The sequence below is a fragment of the Qipengyuania intermedia genome, assembly GCF_019711615.1.
Taxonomy (GTDB): Bacteria; Pseudomonadota; Alphaproteobacteria; order Sphingomonadales; family Sphingomonadaceae; genus Qipengyuania; species Qipengyuania intermedia.
Genome location: NZ_JAIGNS010000002.1, coordinates 36,342 through 59,914, shown reverse-complemented (window position 1 = coordinate 59,914; position 23,573 = coordinate 36,342). Strand labels below are relative to the sequence as shown.

At 63.8% G+C, this 23,573-nt stretch carries 18 protein-coding genes; 6 read left to right on the top strand and 12 right to left on the bottom strand.

The genetic code is table 11. From position 1 onward, the window contains the following. Positions 1–2: 2 nt before the first annotated feature. The 4 genes from K3179_RS06515 to K3179_RS06500 form a co-directional block, all read right to left on the bottom strand. Positions 3–683: an EF-hand domain-containing protein gene (locus tag K3179_RS06515; protein ID WP_221563238.1), complete on the bottom strand. Its 681-nt coding sequence runs from the start codon at positions 681–683 to the stop codon at positions 3–5. 180 nt (positions 684–863) lie between these two features. Then, positions 864–1,265 (bottom strand): cupin domain-containing protein, encoded by a 402-nt coding sequence (locus K3179_RS06510; RefSeq protein WP_221565398.1) that lies wholly within the window; start codon positions 1,263–1,265, stop codon positions 864–866. Next, positions 1,265–1,660 (bottom strand): VOC family protein, encoded by a 396-nt coding sequence (locus tag K3179_RS06505; RefSeq protein ID WP_221563236.1) that lies wholly within the window; start codon positions 1,658–1,660, stop codon positions 1,265–1,267. Before K3179_RS06505 ends, K3179_RS06510 begins: the two co-directional genes overlap by 1 nt. 62 nt (positions 1,661–1,722) lie before the next feature. Next, a complete protein-coding gene (locus tag K3179_RS06500) occupies positions 1,723–3,528 on the bottom strand; it encodes an aminopeptidase P family protein (protein ID WP_221563234.1) in 1,806 nt (601 codons plus the stop codon). A gap of 153 nt (positions 3,529–3,681) precedes the next feature. On the opposite strand from K3179_RS06500, the gene K3179_RS06495 reads away from it, so the two are divergent. Both K3179_RS06495 and K3179_RS06490 read left to right on the top strand, forming a co-directional pair. Next, on the top strand, positions 3,682–5,835 hold the full coding sequence (locus K3179_RS06495; RefSeq protein ID WP_221565396.1) for a S9 family peptidase: 2,154 nt from the start codon (positions 3,682–3,684) through the stop codon (positions 5,833–5,835). Then, positions 5,832–6,236 (top strand): acyl-CoA thioesterase, encoded by a 405-nt coding sequence (locus K3179_RS06490; protein ID WP_221563233.1) that lies wholly within the window; start codon positions 5,832–5,834, stop codon positions 6,234–6,236. Before K3179_RS06495 ends, K3179_RS06490 begins: the two co-directional genes overlap by 4 nt. On the opposite strand, the gene ald is transcribed toward K3179_RS06490, so the two are convergent. The 5 genes from ald to K3179_RS06465 form a co-directional block, all read right to left on the bottom strand. Then, positions 6,233–7,348, bottom strand: coding sequence for an alanine dehydrogenase (gene ald, locus K3179_RS06485; RefSeq protein WP_221563231.1), 1,116 nt, complete (start codon positions 7,346–7,348; stop codon positions 6,233–6,235). The genes K3179_RS06490 and ald overlap by 4 nt on opposite strands. Before the next feature lie 78 nt (positions 7,349–7,426). Further along, positions 7,427–8,980 carry a DUF389 domain-containing protein gene (locus K3179_RS06480; protein WP_221563229.1) on the bottom strand — a complete coding sequence of 518 codons (1,554 nt, stop codon included), beginning with the start codon at positions 8,978–8,980 and terminating at the stop codon, positions 7,427–7,429. A gap of 73 nt (positions 8,981–9,053) precedes the next feature. Further along, on the bottom strand, positions 9,054–9,959 hold the full coding sequence (locus tag K3179_RS06475; RefSeq protein WP_221563227.1) for a formylglycine-generating enzyme family protein: 906 nt from the start codon (positions 9,957–9,959) through the stop codon (positions 9,054–9,056). Positions 9,960–10,026: 67 nt separating this feature from the next. Further along, entirely contained in the window at positions 10,027–12,366 is a 2,340-nt protein-coding gene (locus K3179_RS06470; protein ID WP_221563225.1) for an FtsK/SpoIIIE family DNA translocase, read from the bottom strand. Positions 12,367–12,423: 57 nt separating this feature from the next. Next, the gene (locus K3179_RS06465; protein ID WP_247712896.1) at positions 12,424–12,951 is read right to left on the bottom strand and encodes a thiamine phosphate synthase; all 528 of its coding nucleotides are present in this window, start codon (positions 12,949–12,951) and stop codon (positions 12,424–12,426) included. A 22-nt stretch (positions 12,952–12,973) separates the two neighbouring features. On the opposite strand from K3179_RS06465, the gene K3179_RS06460 reads away from it, so the two are divergent. After that, entirely contained in the window at positions 12,974–13,636 is a 663-nt protein-coding gene (locus K3179_RS06460) for a YggS family pyridoxal phosphate-dependent enzyme (RefSeq protein ID WP_221563214.1), read from the top strand. 79 nt (positions 13,637–13,715) lie between these two features. Here K3179_RS06460 and K3179_RS06455 read toward each other — a convergent pair whose 3' ends face one another. From K3179_RS06455 to K3179_RS06445, 3 genes are all read right to left on the bottom strand, one after another. Beyond that, positions 13,716–16,451: a TonB-dependent receptor gene (locus tag K3179_RS06455; protein WP_090476657.1), complete on the bottom strand. Its 2,736-nt coding sequence runs from the start codon at positions 16,449–16,451 to the stop codon at positions 13,716–13,718. Between the two features lie 85 nt (positions 16,452–16,536). Further along, the gene (locus tag K3179_RS06450; protein WP_221563212.1) at positions 16,537–19,296 is read right to left on the bottom strand and encodes a [protein-PII] uridylyltransferase; all 2,760 of its coding nucleotides are present in this window, start codon (positions 19,294–19,296) and stop codon (positions 16,537–16,539) included. Further along, positions 19,293–20,987 (bottom strand): class I adenylate-forming enzyme family protein, encoded by a 1,695-nt coding sequence (locus K3179_RS06445; protein WP_221563203.1) that lies wholly within the window; start codon positions 20,985–20,987, stop codon positions 19,293–19,295. Before K3179_RS06445 ends, K3179_RS06450 begins: the two co-directional genes overlap by 4 nt. 176 nt (positions 20,988–21,163) lie before the next feature. Here K3179_RS06445 and lgt point away from each other — a divergent pair, with 176 nt between their 5' ends. The 3 genes from lgt to K3179_RS06430 are packed head-to-tail and all read left to right on the top strand — an operon-like array spanning position 21,164 to position 23,572. Continuing rightward, complete coding sequence (lgt, locus tag K3179_RS06440; RefSeq protein ID WP_221563201.1) at positions 21,164–22,039, top strand: prolipoprotein diacylglyceryl transferase; 876 nt, start codon at positions 21,164–21,166, stop codon at positions 22,037–22,039. Next, positions 22,036–23,091, top strand: coding sequence for a class I SAM-dependent methyltransferase (locus K3179_RS06435; RefSeq protein WP_221563191.1), 1,056 nt, complete (start codon positions 22,036–22,038; stop codon positions 23,089–23,091). Before lgt ends, K3179_RS06435 begins: the two co-directional genes overlap by 4 nt. 55 nt (positions 23,092–23,146) lie before the next feature. Then, complete coding sequence (locus tag K3179_RS06430) at positions 23,147–23,572, top strand: DUF2147 domain-containing protein (RefSeq protein ID WP_221563182.1); 426 nt, start codon at positions 23,147–23,149, stop codon at positions 23,570–23,572. Position 23,573 lies beyond the last annotated feature (1 nt).

Sequence of the window (23,573 nt, the reverse complement as noted above, 5' to 3'; positions counted from 1 at the left end):
GGTTACTGGCTGCGACGCTCTGCGCGCCGTTCCTGCCGTGCCTGCTTCATCGCTTCGCGTTCCGCAGCCGAGATTTCGCCATTGCCGTCGGCATCGGCCCGGGCGAAGCGCGCATCGACCGCCGCCTGGAATTCAGCGCGGGAGATCGACTTGTCGCCATCGGTGTCGGCGCGCTGCAGCATGGCCATGGGGCCGCCACGCTTGCCGCCGCGACGGGCCTTGCGAGCTTCGCCGCCGCGTTCACCGCGCATTTCCTTCATGGCCTGGAGTTCGGCCTGCGAGAGGCCGCCCGAATTGTCGGTGTCGAGCTGGGCGAAACGTTGTTCCATCCGCGCTGCACGAGGTTCGCCTCGTTCGCCGCGGCGTGCTTCGCGCTGCTCCTTGCGCGCATCGTGCATCGCCTTCATTTCGGCCTGCGACAACTCGCCATCGCCATTGGCGTCGGCCTTGGCAAACATGGCCTCGCGCCTCTCGGCACGGTCTTCGGCGTTGATCACACCGTCGCCATTGGCGTCCATCCGCGCAAACATCTCGTTCGCATGGGCGGTGTGTTCGGCGCTAGTCACGATGCCGTTGCCGTCCGCATCGGGGTTCGTCTTGCCCATGTGCTGGTGCGCGATCGCGGCAGTCCCGGTCAGCGCGAGCGCTGCTGCGGACAAGGTCAAGGTGATCTTCTTCATCATGTGTTCTCCTGAATTTGGAGAACTGCGGCGCGCCTGGGTTGGGGGGAGGGATTGAGGGGACAGCGCCGCAGTTCGTGTCACCGTTATAGGGCCGTCTTGTCGCAGCAATGTGCCGGATCGCAGGAGAATTGTATCGGAATGTAACGCGCCGGTCAGGCCGTTCACCCGGGTGTCAGCAATTCACCGGGGACGATGCTGCGTGCCCTCGCCGGCAGTGATGAAGATTGCGGTCGCGTGGGATTCCACGTCGGCGATATGCCACACGCCCGCCGGATTGATCGCATACTCCCCCGCTTCCAGAGTGACGCTTTCGCGGCGCCTATCGGGAAATTCCTGCGTCAGCACCATGCTTCCTGCCGTGCAAATGACAACTTCCTCGCCATGCGGGTGCATTTCCCAGCTGCCCCAGTCTTCGGAGAAGCTGTGCTGGCTGACCAGCCTTCCTTCGCGCCCGTCACTGCCGTGACGCTTCCCGTATCCTTCGTACCATTCCATCACGCCTTCGAAGGGAGGCTGGGGAACGGCGGTCGCCCCCAGCCCGAGGTGCAGGAAACTGTCCGCAAGGCGGCGCTTGCCCTGCATCACTCGACCTTGTCCATGAGGTAGGCGTTGAGCTTGTTGCCGTCGGGATCGCGGAAATAGGCGGCGTAGAAGAGCATGCCGTTCTCGTCCGGCTCGCCCCTCGGTCCAGGCTCTCCCTCGTCGCTGCCGCCATTGGCGAGCGCGATGTCGTACAGCCGCTTCACCTGCTCGCGGTCCTTGGCTTCGAGCGCGACCATCGTGCCATTGCCGACCGTCGCCTTTTCGCCATCGAACGGCATGGTCGCCGCGATACCCGCGCCGCCATCCCACTTGCCCCAGGCGATGAAGGTTTCGAATTCCATCATCCGCCCCACGCCCATTTCGGCCGCGATGGCATCGTAGAATTTGGCCGCCCTCGTAAGGTCGTTGGTGCCCATCGTAACGTAACCGATCATGCAAACTCTCCTATCTGGAAACGACTCGCGACCGGTGGAACATTACGTGAACATAACTTCTCCTACAAGGGTGCGCATTCGCGTTCGAGCCAGGCGAGGTCCTCGCCCTCCAGCTGCGGAGCGAGGATCTCGCGGGTCTTGGCGTGATATTCGTTCCACCAGGCGATCTCGCGTTCGCTGAGCAGGCTCTTGTCGACCAGCTTGCGGTCGAGCGGGACGTGGGTCAGCGTCTCGAAGCCGAGGTACTTGCCTTCCGATCCATCGATACCGGCATCGACCACGAGGACGAGGTTCTCGATCCGGATGCCGTATTCGCCCGGCTTGTAATAGCCAGGCTCATTGGAAAGGATCATGCCTTCGCGAAGCGGAGTTTCGGTCCCGGGGAAGGCGCCCCCGGGCTTCGAAATGCGCTGCGGCCCTTCGTGGACCGACAGATAGCTGCCGACGCCGTGACCGGTGCCGTGGCCATAATCCACACCCGCCTGCCACAGGTGCATACGCGCCAGCGCGTCGAGAGCGCCGCCACTCGTCGCATCGGGGAATTTCGCAAGGTCCAGTTCGATGTGGCCCTTCAGCACGCGCGTGTTGCGGTCGATCATTTCGGCCGTGGGTTCGCCCGGGCCAACCCAGACCGTGCGGGTAATGTCGGTGGTGCCGTCGGGATACTGACCGCCGGAATCGCACAGGTAGATGCTGGACGGAGGGATCGGGATATTGCTGTCCTCGTCGACCTTGTAGTGCGGCAGGGCGGCATGGCCCGCAGCCGCGCTGATCGTGTCGAAGCTGGTATCCTTGAGATCCGGATTGAGGCCGCGGAATTCGCGCAGCTTGGCCGCTGCCGTCAGTTCGTCAATCTCGCCCGAGGGGGCGTTCTCCTCGATCCAGCGCAGGTATTTCACCACGGCAGCCCCGTCGCGCGCCTGCGCATCGCGGTGGCCCTGCTGTTCGGCCTCGTTCTTGATTGCCTTGGGCAGCACGGCCGGGTCGTCGTCGCGCACGACCTTCGCCCCGCCCGCTTCAAGCGCGTGGAAGATGCCTGCCACCGCGTGCCGCGGATCGACGGCCACGGTCTTGCCCTGCAGCTTTGCCAGCGCAGGCTCGAATTCGGAGCGGTCGTTGATGCGCACCGCATTGCCGAGATGCTGGGTAAGTTCGGGCGTAACCTTCTCGGGCGCGATGAAGAGGTCGGCGGTGCCGTCCGCATGGGCGACGACATAGGACAGGGCGACAGGCGTGTTGTCGACATCCTTGCCGCGCATGTTGAGCACCCAGGCCACGGAATCGAGCGCGGTGACGACGGTCGCGTCATAGCCTTCCTGCTTCAACCAGTCGGCGATCTCGGCGCGCTTGTCCGCACTCGACCGGCCGGCGAGGCGGTCTTCATGCGGCACGGCGGCAGCCTTGCTCGGCTCTGGGCGGTCGGCCCAGACCGCGTCGATCGGATTGCCGTCTACCGGGACGAGATCGATACCCTTCTTGGCAAACAGCTTTTGCGCCTCTTCCGCCCAACCGATACCGTGCAACCACGCATCGTAACCGATCCGTGCACCTTCGGGCGCATTGGCAGCGATCCATTTCGCAGGCGAGGTCGCGGGCACGTCTTCGTAATCGTAGAGCTTGCCGTCGACCTGTTCGCGCACCTGCACGGTATAGCGGCCGTCGGTGAACATGGCGGCCTTGGCCTTCAGCACCACCGCACTGCCTGCGCTGCCCCCGAAGCCGGTCAGCCAGTGGAGCCGCTGGGCATAGGAGCCGACATATTCGCTCATATGCTCGTCCGAAATGGGGACGACGAAGCCATAAAGGCCGCGCTTTTCGAGTTCGGTCCTGAGCGCATCGAGGCGCGCTTCGTGGGTCTGCATCAGCATGCGAATAAATCCTTTCGTCGGCTGCCGTCCCGCATCGGTGGAGACGGCGCTTGCGGCATTGCATCTTGCCGCATAGTCACGCCTTCAACTTAGACACTTGCGGCCCCGCTTTCCAGCTTTGTGCCGCCACCGGGGAGATCATTCATGGCTTACATGCGACTGGCTGCGTGCCTATCTGCCGTATCGCTCGTTCTGGCTGCGCCTGGCGCGGCCCAAGAAACCGAAGGGACTTCAGTGACTGCACCTACCTCTCCGCCCCAAGCCGAGAAGCGCGACCATTCCTATACCCACCACGGGATCACGATCTCCGATCCGTATCACTGGCTCAAGGACCAGAGCTATCCGACGATCGATGACGAGGACATCCTCGACTACGTGAAGGCGGAGAACGCCTGGTACGAAGCGCGCATGGCGCCGCAGAAGGAACTCGTCGACACGCTGTTCGAAGAGATGAAGGCGCGGATCAAGGAAGACGATTCCACCGTTCCCCAAAAGGATGGCGACTGGCTCTACTGGTCCGAATTCGAAGAAGGCGCGCAATATCGCAAGCATTACCGCAAGCCGGTATCGGGCGGCGATGCAGTGCTGATCCTCGACGAGAACGAACTGGCGGAAGGCCTCGAATACTTCCGGCTCGGTGCAGCGTCGGTGAGCAATAATGGGCGCTATCTCGCCTATTCGACCGACAGCAACGGGTCCGAACGCTACACCGCGCGGATCAAGGACCTGCAGACCGGCGAATTGCTGCCGGACGAACTGACGAACCTGCGCGGCGGCCTCACCTGGGTCGCGAACGATACGGCGCTGGTCTACGGCCCCTCGACCGAGGAATGGCGCTCGCTCGAAGCGAAGCTGCACGTGCTCGGCACGCCGGTCGAAAGCGACGTCACGCTCTATGAAGAGAAGGACCAGAGTTTCGGCGTGGGCGCAGGCCTGTCCGCACAGGACGACTGGCTGATCATCGCCACGGGCGACAACGAGACCAGCGAAGTGCGCCTCGTGCGCGCAGACGACCCGACCGGCGAACAGATCCTTGTCAGGCCGCGCCAGAAGGGCGTCGAATATTCGGTCGATGTCCGCACCGACGAGACAGGCACGAATCTGTTCGTGTGGACCAATGACGATCACATCAACTTCCGCCTCGCCAAGGCTTCGATAGAAGCGCCCGGCGAATGGGAAACCGTGATTGCCGGATCGGACGAATTCTACCTCACCGGCTTCGACCTGTTCCAGGATTTCTTCGTGACCGAAGGCCGCCTCGACGGGCTCGACCAGATCCAGCTGCGCACCTACGACGCGCCGCTCCAGGCCCGCGCCATCAGCTTCCCCGAAGCGAGCTACAATGCGGGACTGTCGAACAATCCCGAATATGCCGTCACCAAGCTGCGCCTCGATTATGAAAGCATGGTCACGCCGGATTCGGTCTATGATTACGACGTCGCCAGCGGCGGCCTAGAACTGCTCAAGCAGCAGGAAATCCCGAGCGGCTACGACGCTTCGCTCTACACCACCGAACGCCTGAGCGTGCAGTCGCGCGACGGTACGATGATCCCGGTCAGCATCGTTTATCGCAAGGATCGCAAGGACGGCGCCATGCCGCTCCACCTCTATGCCTACGGCGCCTATGGCTATGCCATGCCGCCTGGCTTTTCGACCACGCGCCTCAGCCTGATTGATCGCGGCTTCGCTTATGCCATCGCGCATATCCGCGGCGGCGACGATCTCGGCCGGCGCTGGTACCTGCAGGGCAAGATGTTCGAGCGCGCCAACACCTTCAACGACTTCGTCGATGTCGGACGCGGCCTGATCGAGAAGGGCTACACCGCCGAGGGCAAGATCACCGCGAGCGGCGGGTCCGCAGGCGGCGAGCTGATGGGGGCGATCGTCAACCAGGATCCGGAGCAGTACGGCGCCGTCGTGGCCCACGTGCCCTTCGTCGACGTGCTCAACACCATGCTGGACGAAAGCCTCCCGCTGACGCCGGGCGAATGGCAGGAATGGGGCAACCCCATCACCGACAAGGCCGCGTTTGCCTATATCCTCAGCTACTCGCCCTACGACCAGGTCAAGGCGCAGGATTACCCGCCCATGCTGGTGACCGCCGGCCTCAACGATCCGCGCGTAACCTATTGGGAGCCTGCCAAGTGGGTTGCCAAGCTGCGCGAGGTGAAGACCGACGACAACGAACTGCTGCTCAAGACCAATATGGGTGCAGGGCACGGCGGCAAGTCGGGCCGCTGGAATTCGGTCTACGAAGTGGCCGAGGAATACGCCTTCATCCTGTGGCAGCTCGGGATGACCGAGTGACGGCGAAGTTCACGAAGACGTATGTTGCCGGGGCCGAGCACATCGACGAGCTCGGCCACGTCAACAATGCGATCTGGGTCCAGTGGATCCAGGACATGTCGACAAGCCATTGGGAAGCCGCCGCGCGCCCGGAAGACCGGGAGACCTATTTCTGGGTCGTGACCCGGCACGAGATCGATTACCGCGGCAATGTCGCGGAAGGTGAAAGCGTGACCGGTACGACCTGGATCGAAGGGCGTGCACGCGGGGCGACATCGGTTCGCCGCGTCGAATTCCGCGATGCGAACGACAAGGTCATCGTGTCCGCAGCCACGACCTGGGCCATGCTGGAACGCGCATCGAACAGGCTGGCGAGGGTTCGGCCCGAAATGCTCGAAGCCCTCACCAAAGAGGTCGATTAACCGAGCAGGTCGGACACCGGCCGGTAATTGTAGCCCAGCTCGCTTGCCACCGCTTCGTAAGTGACTTCGCCGGCGTGCACGTTGAGCCCTTCGGCGAGATGCGGGTCGTTGCGCATCGCGTCCTTCCAGCCCATCCGCGCAATGCGCAGGGCATGCGGGAGCGTCACATTGTTCAGCGCATAGGTGCTGGTGCGCGCGACGGCGCCCGGCATGTTCGCAACGCAGTAATGCACGATGTCGTTGACGACATAGGTCGGGTCGGCATGGGTGGTGGGCTTCGAGGTCTCGAAACAGCCGCCCTGGTCGATCGCGACGTCGACGAGGACCGCGCCCTTCTGCATGTCGCCCAGCATTTCGCGGGTGACGAGCTTCGGGGCTGCCGCGCCGGGGATCAGCACCGCACCGATAACGAGGTCCGCGCCGCACACCGCATCATAGAGGTTGGCCTTGTTCGAGAAGCGCGTGCTCGCGCGGCTTTCGAAATGGGTGCCGACCTTTTCGAGCACTTCGGGATCGCGGTCGAGGATCGTCACGTCTGCGCCAAGGCCCGCAGCCATCTGCGCCGCGTTGAAGCCGACCACGCCGCCGCCGATCACCACGACCTTGCCCGGCATCACGCCCGGTACGCCGCCGAGGAGCACACCGCGCCCGCCATGTGCCTTTTCAAGCGCGGTCGCGCCTGCCTGCACGCTCATGCGGCCGGCCACCTGGCTCATCGGCTTGAGCAGCGGCAACTGGCCGCGCGGGCCGGTGACCGTCTCATAGGCGATTGCGGTCACGCCGCTATCGACGAGGTCCCTTGTCTGGTCCGGATCGGGCGCGAGGTGGAGATAAGTATAGAGGATCTGGTCCGCGCGCAGCTTCTTGCGTTCGACCGCCTGCGGTTCCTTCACCTTCACGACCATTTCGCATTCGGCGAAGATCGGATCGGGTCCGTCCACGATCTTTGCACCCGCTGCGACATATTGTTCGTCCGTCGCATCGATGCCGCAACCGGCCTGCGTCTCGATCCACACTTCGTGGCCCTGAGCGACGAGTTCGTTCGCACTCTCCGGCGTCAGGCCGACGCGGTATTCGTGGTTCTTGATTTCTTTCGGACAGCCGATGCGCATGGGTGCGGACTCCTTCTCTGGGAAGCGCCGCTACTCGTGAAAACCCTCCGCTGCAAGCGCGCTTGCCGTAGCGTATTTTTATTCCGGCAAAGCCTGCCAGCGCGCTTCGATACGATCGGGAGAACCGCCATTCGTTTGCGTTAATGTCACGCCGCGTTCGCGCAATTGGGCAGCGACCGCGTCGAAGGCTTCACCCTCGCGTCCGGCGAGGTTGATGCCGAGTCCCTGCCGCCGGGCGGCCCAGGCGATGACGTCGAGTGCCTGCTGTCCAGCCGCGTCCGGCTCGCCTTCGGTGAGGGTGATCGAAGGCAGGGCGAGGAGCGGCGGGCGCAGTTCCACCGACCAGCCGGGCATGCCCGCATCGACACGGCCTTCCAGCACGCGCCATCCCTCCACCGTCAATCCGGGAAGGTGGCTCGCCTGTACGATGGCGCGGCGATTGTCGCGATCGACCGTAACTTCCGACTTCTCGACCCCGGCGACCAGCGCAAGTTCGCCGACCATTTCCGCAATCTGGCGTTCGGTCGCCTGCGCGCGCTGCTCGTCCTTGGCCCGGGCGAGTTCGGCGGCTTCGGCAGCGCCAGGATCGGTACCCACCCGATACTGTTCGACCGCCACCACGACCTCGCGATCGAAACGCGCCTCGAAGCGGCGCTTGATCTCGGCATTGGCGTTGCTGTTGAACTGCGGCGTATCGACGGTTCCGCTGACGACAACCGGCTCTGCGTCCCAGTCGATACCGGTGACATTGACCCGCGCCTTGTCTGGGAAGCTTTCGGCGATGACGTCCTGCACCACGCGCTGCGCATTGGCCTCGAAGGCGATGTCTCGCAGCGAGAAGCCAAGCGGGATGGCAAGGGCGACGAACACCACGAAGATACCGAAGTTCTGGAACCAGCCTTGCCGCGCCGACAGGTCCGTGCGGAACCCGTAGAGGCGCGCCATGATCGTTGCCGAGAGCGCAATGGTCAGGAAGTTGGTGACGTAAAGCGCCAGCGCCCCGCCGAATACCGTCCAGTTGAGGGTCGCCAGTCCATATCCCACGGCGGCCAGTGGCGGCATGAGGGCGGTTGCGATGGCAACCCCAACAATCGTGCCCTCGCGCCCGCGGATCAGCGCATAGGAGCCTGCCAGCGAGGAAAACAGCGCGACCAGCAGGTCGAACAGGTTCGGCTGGGTACGCGCGGCGATTTCCGAGGTGACTGTCTGCAAGGGAGAGACCAGCACGATCAAAGCGGTAAAGAGGACTGCGGCAATTGTCCCGATCGCCAGCGCCCGGATACTGATGCGCAGCCACTTCAACTTGCCCGAGGCGAGCGCGAAACCCGCCCCGATGATCGGGCTCATCAGCGGCGACAGGAGCATGGCCCCGATCACGACTGCGGGAGAGGACAGCAGCATCCCCAGGATCGCGATGCCCGCCGACATCATTGTCATGAAGATATAACGCGGGCTGGCATCGCTCTCGCCCGCAATCTTGGCGATCACGGCGGTGTGGTCCACATCGGCCACCACATTGTCGAGCCACCAGCGGCGGATCGGAACCAGTGCACGCCCGATCGGGCTATGCACCCAACCCGGTGTCGGGGGCCTGCGCTTGGAAGCGTAATTGGGCGTCACAACTCGTGCCATCGCCATGCCCTTAAAGCGCAATAGCGTGCCCGTCGCGGGAAAATTTGCGGCCGCAGCCTATCGGCGCTTCGAATTACGGGCGCTGGTCCGCCGCCACCCGAAAGCCGAGGTTGGAGAAAGCCTGCGATCCGTCCCACGCCCCGCGATAGGCGGTCCTCAGGTAGAAAGATCCGAAATCCCACGCACCGCCGCGCATGACGCGTTTCTCGCAATCCGGCATCTCGACCGCACCCCCGTCGCGCGGCGCGTCGGAATGCGTCCCCGTGTAACAGTCGGCCATCCACTCCCACACATTGCCGATCATGTCCTGCGCGCCGAAGGCATTGGGCTTTTCATAAGTGCCGACCGGCGCAGTGTAGGCGAACCCGTCATCGCATTCTCCCGCGCGATCCCATTCCGGATAGAGGGCACGAGCCGTAGCATCGGCGCCATTGGTGTAGGAACAGAAGCGCTCTTCGTCCTCGCCCCACCAATAGGTCGAGGTGCTGCCGGCCTTGGCAACGAACTCCCACTCGGCTTCGCTCGGCAGGCGGTATCCTGCGCCTTGCGTTCGTTCGCCGAGCCAAGCGGCATAGGCCTTTGCATCCGCCCATGAAACGCACACGACAGGATGATCATCAGTTTGCGCAAAACCCGGGTTTTCCCAAGACGCGTCGGGATCGTGGAACCAGCGGCCGTCCTCTCCCATGACGAGGCAGGGCGTATCGGACGAATAACCGTTCGCCTCGACAAAAGCGCGATACTGGCCCCTGGTGACTTCAAACCTGGAAATCCGGAAGGAGGGAACCGTCACAGCGAGCTGGGGGCCCTCGTCAGCCTGGTGCCCTTCTTGCGAGGAAGGCGAGCCGAGGAAGAATTCGCCCCCCTTGATCGGGATCATCTGCGGCTCAATCGGGTCGGCAGGCTGCGCTTGTATCGAAGCACAGGAACCCAGAAAACCTGCCAGCACGGCCGAAGCCACGGAAACGCGCAAATCCATAAACCCTCCTTACGATTACATGTGTAATCATACGGAGGCTCTCGTGTCGGTCAAGTCCTTATCCGGATCAGAGCGGATTGCCGTCCTGGTCGCGGTAAATCTCGCGGCGGCCGACGTGGTTGGCGGGCCCGACCAGCCCTTCGCTTTCCATGCGCTCGATCCATTTGGCTGCCGTGTTGTAGCCGACGCCCATCTGGCGCTGGAGCCAGCTTCCGCTCGCCTTCTGGTTCTCGATCACGATCTGGCAGGCCTGGCGGTACTTGCGCTCGTCCGGATTGTCGGACGCAGTGAAATCGTCCTCGAAATTGAAGCCACCGTCTTCCGGCTCTTCGGTAACGGCATCGACATAGTCGGGCTTGCCCTGCGCGCGCCAGTGATCGGCGACCTTCTCGACTTCCTCGTCGGACACGAAGGGTCCGTGGACGCGGATCATCGCGCCGGTGTTGGGCTTGTAGAGCATGTCGCCCTTGCCCAGCAGCTGCTCGGCGCCCTGTTCGCCAAGGATGGTGCGGCTGTCGATGCGGCTCGTCACCTTGAAGCTGATACGGGTCGGCAGGTTGGCCTTGATGACGCCGGTGATGACGTCGACCGACGGACGCTGCGTCGCCATGATGAGGTGGATGCCCGCAGCACGCGATTTCTGGCTGAGGCGCTGGATTAGGACTTCGATTTCCTTGCCGACGGTAACCATGAGGTCGGCCAATTCGTCGACGATCAGCACGATCAGCGGCAGCGGTTCGTAATCGAGCTGCTCTTCTTCATAGAGTTCTTCGCCCGTCTCCGGATCGAAACCCGTCTGTACGCGGCGGCCCAGCGGCTTGCCCTTGGCAGCGGCGGCTTTCACCTTCTCGTTGAAGCCCGCGATATTGCGCGAGTTCACGCTGGACATCATGCGATAGCGCTTCTCCATCTCCTCGACCGCCCATTTCAATGCCCGGACGGACTTGGCAGGCTCGGTCACAACCGGGCTGAGGAGATGCGGAATATCGTCATAGGTCTTCAGCTCGAGGACCTTGGGATCGATCAGGATCAGGCGGCACTCGTCCGGCGTGAAGCGGTACAGCAGTGACAGCAGGATTGCGTTGAGGCCGACCGACTTACCCGAACCCGTCGTACCTGCGACCAGCAAGTGAGGCATGGCTGCGAGGTCGGCGATGATCGGTTCGCCGCCGATGTCCTTGCCCAGGATCATCGGCAGGCTGCCCCTGGAATCGACGAAAGCAGCGGACGTCGACAGCTCCTTGTAGCTGACCATCTGGCGATCCGCATTGGGCAGTTCGATACCGATGACGGTCTTGCCCGGAATGGGCGACACGCGCGCGCTGATCGCGCTCATGTTGCGGGCGATGTCTTCGGCAAGGCCGACCACGCGGCTGGCCTTGATGCCCGGTGCAGGCTCCAGTTCGTACATGGTCACGACGGGACCCGCGCGCACGGCGGTGATCTCGCCCTTCACGTTGAAATCGTCGAGCACGTTCTCGAGCAGGCGGGCATTGCGTTCCAGCGCGATCTTGTCGAGCTTCTGCACGGCGTGTTCGGGCGGGTCGTCGAGCAGATCGTGGCTCGGCAGCTGGTAATTCGCGAACATGTCGCGCTGCTTGGCCTTGGCCGGCTGCGAGCGGACGGGCGCAGGCTTGGGATCGGCGATTTCGGGCGAGCGACGCGGGGCGCGCGGCGTGTCCTCATCTTCTTCGTCGTCGATATCCTCGGCCTTGCGGCGTGCGCGCTTCGTCTTCTTCGGCACGAGCGGCAGGTCGATATCGGTCTCGACCTCCTTCCGTTCGAAGATCTTCGGCAAGGTGAAGAACTGGCCCCAGTCGAGCGCGAAAACCTTCGTCACCAGCGCAAGACCACCGCCCAGCGCAACGAGGCCGAGGGCGCCGGTAATCCAGCCGGAAAAGTCCCCGCCGAAGCGGGTCGCAACCGCGTCGATGCCGCCTGCACCGAGGAGCCCGGCAAGACCGCCCCCTCCCGCCGGGAACGGCCCCGGGCTGCTTTCGAACATCAGGCTGACGACGGTGCCGAGAAGCAGCATCGCGACCAGCAACAGGCCGAACGGCCCCCACCACCGGCCCGGCGTTTCTTCCTCGTCCGCATCCTCGACCCCGGTCCACAACCGGCGTGCGGAAATCCAGATCAGCGGGAGCAGGAGCAGCGCCGGCAGGCCGAAGAAGAAATAGGCCCGCTCTGCCGCCCAGGCGCCGCTCGCCCCCATCCAGTTGGAAATGGTCGTGCCCGATGCGGCCGTCGAGGCGCTGGGATCGGTCTGCGTGTAGCTGGCGAGCGCCAGCGTCAGGAAGACCAGCAGGACCAGCAGCAGGCCCGCGCCCGCCATATGCGTCGCACGGCGCAGGGAACGGCGAAACGCCGCCCGCCAATCGGGTTTTGCGCCAGCGCGCGTGGCCATTGTCATTCCTTCCGTCCGTCGTGTGGGAAACACTATGAATCCTCGGCGAGTCCGAGGTCAAGCGCTCTTCGTCGAGGCGAGTCCGTCGATCGCGCCCCAGCGCGGCCAGTCGAGCTCGCGTGCCCGCTTAGCATTCATTCCGCCCAGCGCGATGACCGGCACGGGCGATTGCTGCGCCAGTACGCGGAAGCCGAAGACTCCGAGCGTTTTCGCGCCTGGGTGGGAGTTGGTCGGGAAAACAGGCGAGAGGAAGATACCGTCCGCCCCCTTGGCGATTGCCTCCTGCAATTCATCGCCATCATGGGCTGTCGCAAGGCGCAGGCCGGAACCCAGCGCCTCGGCCGCGCCATAATGCCCATCCGCGCCCCAGTCCTCTTCCCCGGATAGGATGACGAGGTGACCACACGACCGGGCCAGCGCTGCCAAGGCATCGAAGCGCGCGCGTCGCTCTTCGGGCGGCAAGTGATAATGCCTGAACACGAAGCCCGAGCCCTTGGGCAATACCTGCAAGGCCTGCTCCAGCCCGGCATCGTTGCGGGCATCGGAAAGCAGCCAAAGCAGGGGCAGGGACTGGCGCGCAGACATAGGGACGTTATAGCGCGGCCTCATGGAAAAGGCAGACTCTCCTCTTCAAACCGTGCGATCGAAGATCGCCGCCACCTGCAAGCGCGCGCGGCGCGAACCCGGCGAGGTTACCCTGATCGCGATCAGCAAGACCCATCCGGCCGACCGGATCGAGCCGCTGCTCGAGCAGGGTCAGCGCCATTTCGGCGAAAACCGGGTGCAGGAAGCGCAGGACAAATGGCCTGCGCTGAAAGAGGCCTATCCCGACACCGTGCTGCACCTCGTCGGGCAATTGCAGTCGAACAAGGCGGAGGACGCGGCTGAGCTGTTCGATGTCATCCATTCGCTCGACCGGCCGAGCCTGGTCAAGGCGCTTGCCAAGGCGAGAGAGAAGACCGGCCGTTGCCCCGACTGCTTCATCCAGGTCGATGTCGGCGAGGAAGAGCAGAAGGGCGGCTGCGCGATCGCGGACCTGCCAGACCTCATCGGTCAGGCGCGCGAGGCGGGCATACCGCTTGCGGGCCTCATGTGCATACCACCTGCCGATATCGAACCCGCACCCTTCTTTGCGCTGCTCGACAAGCTGGCGCGCGACAACGGGCTTGAGGGACGCTCCATGGGCATGAGCGGCGATTACGAGACCGCCATCATGCTGGGTGCAACGCATATCCGCGTCGGCACGGCGCTGTTCGGCGCCCGGGGCTGATCACCTTTACCGGCTGCAAAAGGAAAGGGCGCCGCCTTCCGGCAGCGCCCCTCCTTGTTTGCCGTGACCGGCGCCGAGTTTAGAACTTGGCCTTGACCGTGACACCGTAGGTGCGCGGCTCGGCGAGGAAGGCCGAGTAGGTCTGCTGCGGAGCCACGAACGGCGTGTTGAACGCGACCTGCGAATAGTCGACGTCGAACATGTTCTGGACCCAGCCTTCGATCGCGAAACGGTCGGCGATATTGGTCAGGCCGACGCGGCCGTTGACCAGGATATAGCCGTCCTGTTCCTTGCCGTAGAGCAGGTCCGAACCGGTGTTGTAATCGCTGGTCATGCGGGCGTTGATGAAGAACAGGCCCTCCATGCCGCTGTCGCCGATCGGCGGGGTCCAGGTGAACGAGCTGGTACCGACCCAGGCGGGTGCGTTCGACATATTGTCACCCGGCAGCAGGCGCAGCGCCGGATCGAGCGGATCGCCCTGGTCGCTGCCCACCACATCGTCCGCATAACGCGTGTCGGCGTGGGTGATGCCCATGGTCATCGTGATATCGCGGATCGGGCTCAGCGAAGCTTCGAATTCGAAGCCCTGCGAAACCACGCCCGGGCTCACATCGTCGGCATCGCAGACACCGGTCGCGGCGCTGGCATCGCTGTCACCGCCGTTCAGGCTGGTCGAGCAGCCGTTGATGTTCTGCACCAGGTATACCGAGCCGTTGAAGGTGTTCAGCTGGAAGTTGCTGAATTCCTGGCGGAAGGCAGCGACGCTGACCCCCCAGCCACGGCCCGAATACTTCATGCCGATTTCATAGGCATCGACCGTTTCCTCGTCGAACTGGAGCGAGGCCGGATCGATGTTCGCCACGTTGAAGGTCACCGGGTTGCCCAGAGCCGAACGGTCGAGGTTGAAACCGCCGGCCTTGTAACCGCGCGAATACGAGCCGTAGACCAGCAAGTCGTCGATCGGCTTCCAGCTCAGGATCGCCGTACCCGTCAGCTTGTCTTCGTCACGCGAATTCGCGATCGAGACACCGTCGAGTTCGGCAGTCGAGTTGCCCTGGCACGACAGTGCGATCAGGCCGCCTGCAAGACCTGCCAATGCCGGAACGGCGAGGAAGTTCGACAGCAGCGCACGGTTCTGCGGGCAGATCACGTTGTCGTTGCTGAAGGTCGCGTCGAAGTCCTTGGTTTCGTTGGTGTAACGAAGGCCGAGGGTCAGATCGAGCGTGTCGGTGATGTGGAAGATGTTGTGCGTGAAGATCGCGAAGTTTTCGCTGGTCTGGTTGTACACATCGCCCGTACCGCCGAGGTCGTTGACGTTCGACAGGTTCGTAATACCGGCAAGGATCGCCGGGGTCGCTGCGCCGAAGGCACCGGCACCGCCATTGGCAGCCTGAAGGGCCCCGCGACCGACCGGGCCGAGGCAGTCCTGCGCCGCCGGATTGACCAGCGCCGGGTTGACGGCCAGCGCGATACGGCAACTCACGAACGTGCCGTAATCGTTGCCGAAGCGCAGGTTGTCGCGCGTCTGCAGGTCTTCGTTCGCGTAATAAGCGCCGACCAGCCAGTCGAGCTTGTCGTTGAAGGCCGTGCCGTTGAGGCGCAGTTCCTGTGTGAAGGTCGCGAATTCACGCGCGCCGGCATCGTCGCCGGGGGCGCGGTAGAGAATGTCGACCGTCGTGTAGTCGGTATCCGAACCCTGCGTGTTCGCATATTCGCGATAGGCCGTGATCGACGTCAGGTTCACATTGCCGAACGACCAGTTGAGTTCGCCCGAAATACCGTAATCCTCGGTCTCGCCAGCATAGCTGCGACCGGCCGTAGGGTAGATGTTGCGGTTGAAGGTCGACTGGGTAAGCGCACGCGGATCCTGTCCGAGGCCGAGCAGGACGTTGACGATCGGATTGTCGGTGCTGGTCAGCGCCGGCGCTGCTCCGACGGGTTGCGCAAACGGATCGAGGCCCGGCGAAACACGCGCGTACTGGGCGAAATCGGGCTGCACGAAGGTGGCGGCGCAGCAGGCCTCGTCCTTCTTCGAATAGTCGCCGATCAGGCGGAAGCTGATATCGTCGTTCGGTTCGAACAGCGCCTGTGCACGCACGAGGTAGCGGTCGCGGTTGTTCACATCGACGCCGTTGGTGACGTCGGTGTAGAAGCCGTCACGCTGGAAATAGACCCCGTCGACGCGCGCGGCGACAGTGTCAGAAAGCGGCGCGTTGACACCGGCTTCGAAACGAAGCGCGTCGAAATTGCCGTAGCTGGCGCTTGCGTGACCTTCGAATGCGAAGCTGGGCGCCGCAGTGAAGATGTTGAGCATGCCGGCCGAGGAGTTGCGTCCGCCAAGTGTGCCCTGCGGACCGCGCAGGATTTCGATCCGGTCGAGCGGGCCGAGTTCGGAGAGGGCATTACCCGAGCGCGAGCGATAGACGCCATCAACGAAGACCGCGACCGAGCTTTCCAGGCCCGGGTTATCGCCCACCGTGCCGATACCGCGGATACGGGCCGAGCCGTTGGCTTCGTTGCCGGTCGAGGAAACGAGCAGCGAAGGGGCGACCTGGTTCAGTTCGCGAATGTCGCTGGTGCCGGAATTCTCAAGCGTTTCGGCCGAAACTGCCGAAATTGCCACCGGGACATCGGCCAGCACCTGGGCACGCCCCTGCGCAGTCACGATGATGACGGGCATATCCTGCTCGACATCGGCATTTTCGACCATGTCGCCTTCATCGGCGGTCGACTGGGCAAGTGCCGCCTGCGGGGCAAGTGCAAGACCTGCGCCCAGAACGGCAAGCGTACGCAACGATACTGATGTTTTCCTCATGGGAATACCTCTCCTCTGTGTTTCTCTCGAAATTTTCGATGGCGAATCGCTATGCAAAACGCAACTATCAAACGTCGAACACCCGTCATGCGTCTTCCAACCGTGCCTGCATTGCATCACCTGCCGCTTCGACCAGCCGCGCCTCTATAGTGTTCTGGCGCTCTCCCTCGACCAGTTTCCCGCCGGTGAGGTCGGTCACATAGAAGGTGTCGACGGCCCGCTCCCCGTAATGGGTGATGTGCGCGGAATGGACCACCAGGCGGCTTTCGAACAGCACGCGGGCCAGCCGGTTGAGCAATGCGGGGCGATCGCGCGCATTGACCTCGATCACGGTGAAGCGGTTCGATGCCTTGTTGTCGAACAGGACGCGCGGGCTGACGTCAAACGCCTTCGACCGGCTGTGCGGCAGCGGACGCTGGGCGAGCTTTGGCGCAAGATCGACGCGGTTCGCCAGCGCATCGGCGATAGAGGTCTTGAGCCGTTCGAGCTGTCCTTCCTCGCGGAACGGGGCGCCGTGCGGGTCCTGCACCAGGAAATTGTCGAGCGCCCAGCCGGTCCGCGTCGTGTGGATGCGCGCGTCGATGATGTTGCCGCCCGCCAGGTGGATACCGCCCGCGATCCGGTAGAACAGGCCGGGGTGGTCGGCGGCGATGACCGTGACGAGCGTGGCCCCGCGCGCTTCGTAGAATTCGCAATGCACCGATAGCGCATGGTCGAGCTCGCGCGCCGCGGCATAATGGACGAGGTTGAGCGCGACGATGTCGAGCGGTTCGGCGATCCAGTAGGAATCGTCGAACGTGTCGCCAAGCTCCGCGACGAGGTGCCCCTTCCCGCCCAACATTTCGGCCACCTGCGCCTTCTTCGCAGCAACCTTTTCCTTGCGCCCGTGCCGCATGTGGCCGAGCCGCAAACGCTCGGACGCGGCATCGTACAATTCGCCGAGCAGCTGGCCCTTCCAGCTGTTCCAGGTCCCCGGGCCGACCGCGCGGATATCGACCGCAGTCAGGATCGCAAGGTGGCGGAGGCGTTCGATGCTCTGCACCTCGCCCACGTAATCCTCGATCGTCTTGGGATCGGTCAGGTCGCGCTTTTGCGCGGTATGGCTCATCAGCAGGTGGTGAAGGACCAGCCATGCCACCAGCTCGGTTTCGTTTTCGCTGAAGCCGAAGCGGGGGCACAATTCGCGGGCGACCTCCGCACCGAGGACCGAATGGTCGCCGCCGCGACCCTTGGCGATATCGTGCAGGAGCGCAGCGACATAGGCGACCCTGCGCGAGGCGACCTTGTGGATCAGGCGGGTCGCGCGCGGGTGGTCCTGCTTCAGTTCGCCCTTCTCGATCTGGCTGAGGAGCCCGATGGCCCGGATGGTGTGCTCGTCGACGGTGTAGTGGTGATACATGTCGAACTGCATCTGCGCATTGACCTTGCCGAAATCGGGCACGAAGCGGCCGAACACGCCCGCCTCGTTCATCCAGCGCAGGACCGTTTCGGGATCGTTGCGTCCGGACAGCAGGTCCAGGAAGAGGGCATTGGCGCGCTTGTCCTCGCGGACACCATGGTCGATCAGCTTCGCGTCGCGGGCGGCCTGGCGCATGGTTTCCGGGTGGATTTCCAGCCCCTCTGCCTCGGCGATCTGGAAAATCTCGATCAGGCGGACCGGGTCCTTGCGGAAATAGTCGTCAGATGGCGCTGCGATGCGCCCGCCGAAGACGCGATAGCCTTTGATCTCGCGCGCCTTCTGCCGGAAGGTTGCGAAGAAGCCGCTGCGCGCTGCGCGGGTGGCCAGATCGTCCTCGATATGGGCCAGGAACACGCCGGTCAGGCTGCCGACGTGTTTCGCCTGGAGGAAGTAGAACTGCATGAACCGCTCGACCGCGGACTTGCCCGGACGGTCGGCGAAATTCATCCGCTCCGCCACGCGCCGCTGCAGGTCGAAGGTCAGGCGGTCTTCCGCCCTCCCCGTGATCGCGTGCATGTGGCAGCGCACTGCAAGCAGGAAGCGTTCGGCGCGGCGGAAGGTGCGGTATTCGTTACGGGTCAGCAGCCCGCTTTCGACCAGTTCCGACGCGCTGCGCACACGGTGTATGAACTTGCCGATCCAGTAGAGCGTCTGGAGATCGCGCAAGCCGCCCTTGCCGTCCTTGACGTTGGGTTCGACGACATAGCGGCTGTCTCCCATGCGCTTGTGACGCGCGTTGCGCTCCTGCAGCTTCTGCGTGAGAAATGCGCGTTCGTTGCCCTTGACGACTTCGAGCGTGAAGCGCCGCTCGCCTTCGGAATAAAGGTCGCGGTCGCCCCAGACATAGCGTCCTTCGAGCAGCGCGGTGCGGATGGTCAGGTCGTCCTTCGCCAGCCTGATCGCCTCGTCCAGAGTGCGGGTGGAATGGCCGACCTTGAGGCCGAGATCCCACAGCAGGTAGAGCATTGCCTCCACCACCTGTTCGCACCATGCGTTGCGTCTCTCGCCGACCAGGAAGGCGATGTCGACATCGGAATGCGGGGCCATTTCCGCCCGGCCGTATCCGCCCACCGCCATGACCGCGAGCCGTTCGCCCGAAGACCGGTTGGCAGCTGGATAGACGTATTGCGTGACGTACTCGTGGATGATCCGCACGAGCTGGTCGACGAGGAAGGAATAGCCGCCCGCAATAGCGTGGCCGGCGGACGGGCTCGCCTCCAGCCGCCGCTCCATTTCCGTGCGGCCTGCCTCAAGTGCCTCTTTCAGCGCGGCGACGACTTGCGGGCGCGCCTTGGCGCCCTGCTCCCCGGCCAGCGCCTCTATGCGAGAGGCGAGCGCCTTGCGATCGATGATCGCGCGCCGGTCGGGGATCTGCGGTTCGCTCAACTGGAGACGAGGTCCTTGGCGAAGGTCGCCTTGACGGTGCGCTTGTCGACCTTCTGCGTGCCGAGGCGCGGCAGGTGGTCGTCCGAACGGAAGACGTACTGCGGCACCTTGAACTTGGCGATATGCTCGGCGAGGAAGCCCTGCAGTTCTTCCGGGCTCAGATTCTTGCCGGGGTGGGTGAAATAGACCGCCGCCGGGATTTCGCCGAACTTTTCGTCGGGCACGCCGAAGACGCTGCATTCGGCCACCGCGTCATGCGCGTAGATCGCCTCTTCCACCTCGATGCAGGAGATGTTCTCGCCGCCGCGGATGATGATGTCCTTCTTGCGATCGACGATGAAGAGATAATCGTCCGCGTCGAGATAGCCCAAATCGCCGGTGCGGAAATAGGCATCGTCCGTATAGGCCGAAGCGGTCGCGTCCTCGTTCTTCCAGTAGCCGAGGAAGTTCGCGACCGAGCGGATGCAGACCTCGCCCACGGCGCCCTGTTCCAGCTTGTTGCCGTCATCGTCGAGGATGGCCATGTCGACCAGCGGTTTCGACGGCATGCCGGTGGAGCCGGGCTTTTCCATGTAGTTTTCGTTGAGGTTGCCGCAGCCCACCGCATTGGTTTCGGTGAGGCCATAGCCCAGCAGCGGGAAACCTTCGGGGAAGGCGTCCTTGATCTTCTTCACGTGTTCGGGCGGGCGCGCGGAGCCGCCGGCGGCGAAGCTCTTGCAGCTCGACAGGTCGAACTGGTCGCGTTCCGGGTGGGTGGCCATTTCATAGCTCATCAGCGGAACGCCGACGAAATAGGTGACCTTTTCTTCGTCGAGCAGACGCAGCGCCTCGCGCGCATCCCATTTCGGCATCAGCACCAGCTTGCGTCCGAGTGCGAAGCTCTGGAGGAAAAGCGGCACTTCGCCGGTCACGTGGAACAGTGGCACCGCAACCAGCGCGGAGGGCTGGACGGTCGGCGCATCGCCGCGTTCGGTGAGGATCTGCAGGATCATCGCGGTCTGCGCGACGTAGTTCATCACCCCCGACACGACGCCCAAGTGGTCGGAATAGGCGCCCTTGGGATGACCGGTCGAACCCGAGGTATAAAGGATGGTGGCAAGGTCGTCCGGGCCGATTTCGCCCAGCATCTTCATCGCCGTGTCGCCCGCTTCCCATACCGGAGCGAGGCCTTCGGCAGGAACGCCATGGTCGAACACCACGACCTTCGACTTGATGTCCTGGCCTTCGAAGCGCGCGGCACGCTGTGCGTCGGCAAGGACCAGCGAGCAATCGCACAGGTCGATGCCGTAAGCCATTTCCTCGCCCGTCCACCAGCCGTTGAGCAGGGTCGCGCAGCCGCCCGACATCAGGATGCCCATGTAGGCGATCATCCAGTTGGCGGAATTGCGCGCGGCGATACCGACGCGGTCGCCCTTCTTCACGCCATGCTTCGTCGCAAGGCCGTGCGCGACATGAGTCGCAGCGGCATAGACTTCGCCGAAGGTCAGCCTCAGATCGCCATCGACGAGGAAAAGCTCGTCCTTCTTCTCATTGCAGAAGTGCGCGAAATAATGCGCGAGGCTGGGCGGAGCGTTCTTGAAGGCCGGCATCATCACGCCGCGCCGTTCGATATCGTGGGTTTCGAACATCTGACCCGGGGCGGTCACGGCGGCGGTGAAACGATGGATATCCTTGTCGAGTTCGGTCGGCATGGTGTGTTTTTGTCCTCTCTCAAAATGCACGCGCACGATGGCGAATCGCCACTATCCCCCCTTCGGGATGGATAGAGATGCGACGCAGGCTTTCCCCAAAACCCCTGCTATGCCAAAAGCCGCCCCGCAACGGGTCGCGCATGCGGCTTTCGACACGTCTCTAAGGGGATAAAACCTTGCTGTCACTATTGGCCGCCACTGCGGCAGTTTCCGAACCCATCCAGTGGGCGGAATTGGGCCTTCGCCCCTACCTGTTCGAGATCGGCGGATTCCAGCTGCGCTATTATTCGCTCGCCTACCTGTTCGGCATCCTGCTGGGCTATTGGCACCTGTCCAAGATGATCAAGTCGCACGGCAGCCCGATGGCGCAGCGCCATGCCGACGACCTCTTCTTCTACTGCACGCTGGGCGTAATCCTCGGCGGCAGGCTCGGTTACGCCGCGTTCTACAAGCCCGACCTGTTGACCAGCATAGAGCTGTTCAAGCTGTGGGGCGGCGGGATGAGCTTCCATGGGGGCGTGATCGGTGTGCTGGTCGCGATCACCTGGGTCGCGCGGCGCGGCAATCTGAACTGGCTGCGCGTATGCGACTACATCGCGGTCAACGTGCCACTCGCCTACATGCTCGGCCGGATTGCCAACTTCATCAACGGCGAGCTTTACGGCCGTCCGGTCGAAAGCGACGTCGCCTGGGCGATGGTCTTCCCGGGAGGAGGCGATGTCGCCCGCCACCCGAGCCAGCTCTACCAGGCCGGTCTCGAAGGCCTGTTGCTCGGTGTCGTGCTGATCGCGCTCTTCTGGCTGACCCGCGCGCGCTATCGTCCCGGCCTGCTGGTCGGCCTGTTCACGGTTGGCATGGGCGTGGGCCGGTTCGTCAACGAGTTCTTCCGCGAACCCGATGCGCACCTTGCCTATGTGGTCGCCGAAACCGGCCTGTCGCGCGGCCAGTGGCTGAGCCTGCCGATGATCGCAGTGGGCCTTGCGGTGATGATATACGCCTACACCCGTAAGCCCATCGGCACGACCAAGGCGCCCGCCGCGCAAACGGCATGACGAACGGGCGCGAGGACACCGACCTCGCCGCGCGTTTCAGGCGCCTGATAGAGCGGCACGGGCCGATGCCCGTGTCGCGCTACATGGGCGAAAGCAACGCACGCTATTACACCAGCCGCGATCCGCTGGGTGCGGGAGGCGACTTCACCACCGCGCCCGAAATCAGCCAGATGTTCGGCGAGATGATCGGGCTGTGGCTGACCGATCTGTGGGTGCGCGCGGGCAGGCCCCGATGCGCCTACGTCGAGCTTGGTCCGGGCCGGGGCACGCTGGCCGCAGACGCGTTGCGCGCGATGGCGAGCCAGGGATTGAAACCGGCGGTCCACCTCGTCGAAGGGTCCAAGGCGCTGCGCGATGTGCAGGCAGGTGCTCTTCGTGACGCGTTATTTCACGATACGATCGACACCCTGCCCGAAGACCTGCCGCTGCTGGTCGTCGGCAACGAGTTCCTCGATGCGCTGCCGATCCGGCAACTGGTCATGACAGAAAAAGGCTGGCGCGAACGCATGGTCGCGCTGAACGAAGACGCATTCGTCTTTGCCGCAGGGCCAAGCCCGATGGATGACGCGGTGCCAGATGCGATGAAGGACCAGCCGGTCGGCACGGTTATCGAAACCTGCCCCGCTGCCGCCGCGCTGACGGAAGCGCTGGCCGAGCGCTTGACCCGGCAAGGCGGTGCTGCCCTGCTGATCGATTATGGGCATCTCGTCTCGAGGACCGGCGAAACGCTGCAGGCGATCAAGGCGCATCGCAAGGTGGGCGTATTCGATGCGCCGGGCGATATGGACCTCACCGCCCATGTCGACTTCGCCATGCTGGCCGAGATCGCCTCGGCGCAGGGCATGACACATGCCGCGATTACGCAGGGCCAGTGGCTGATGGCGCTCGGCATGGGTGCCCGCGCACAGGCCCTCGTCAATAAAACGCCCGAAAGCGCAGCCCGGATCGCGCAGGCGTTCGAGCGCCTGACCGGCGTTGAAGAGATGGGCGAGCTGTTCAAGGTCTTTGCCATGACCCCGCCCCATTGGCCCCAAGGTGCAGGCTTCGGCTGAGGTTCATCGGAACCTGTGCAGGGTTTCCGCGTCGAGCAATCTGGAAGGACTGCCCATGAAACGCCTGCCCCTTAAACGCCTTGCCGCCATCGCCGCGCTTGCAACCGCTGCGCCGCTGCTCGCCGCCCAGCCGATCGAAGGGCGCTGGGTCACCGCGGAAAAGGACGCCGTCATCCAGATCGGCAAGTGCGGCAAGTCGCTGTGCGGAAAGATCGCCCGCTTCCTCGTCGCGCCGCCGCAGGGCCTCGACCAGCGGGACGTGAACAACAAGGAGCCGCGCCTGCGCAATCGCAAGCTGCTGGGCATGCCGGTGCTGACCGGGTTCAGTGAGGAAAGCGATTTGTGGCGCGGCGAGATCTACGATCCGAAAAGCGGCAAAACCTATCGCTCGGTCGTGCGCCGCAAGGACGCCAACCGGCTTGAGGTGAAGGGATGCATCGGGCCCTTCTGCCAGACGCAGGTCTGGACCCGCGCTCGCTGAG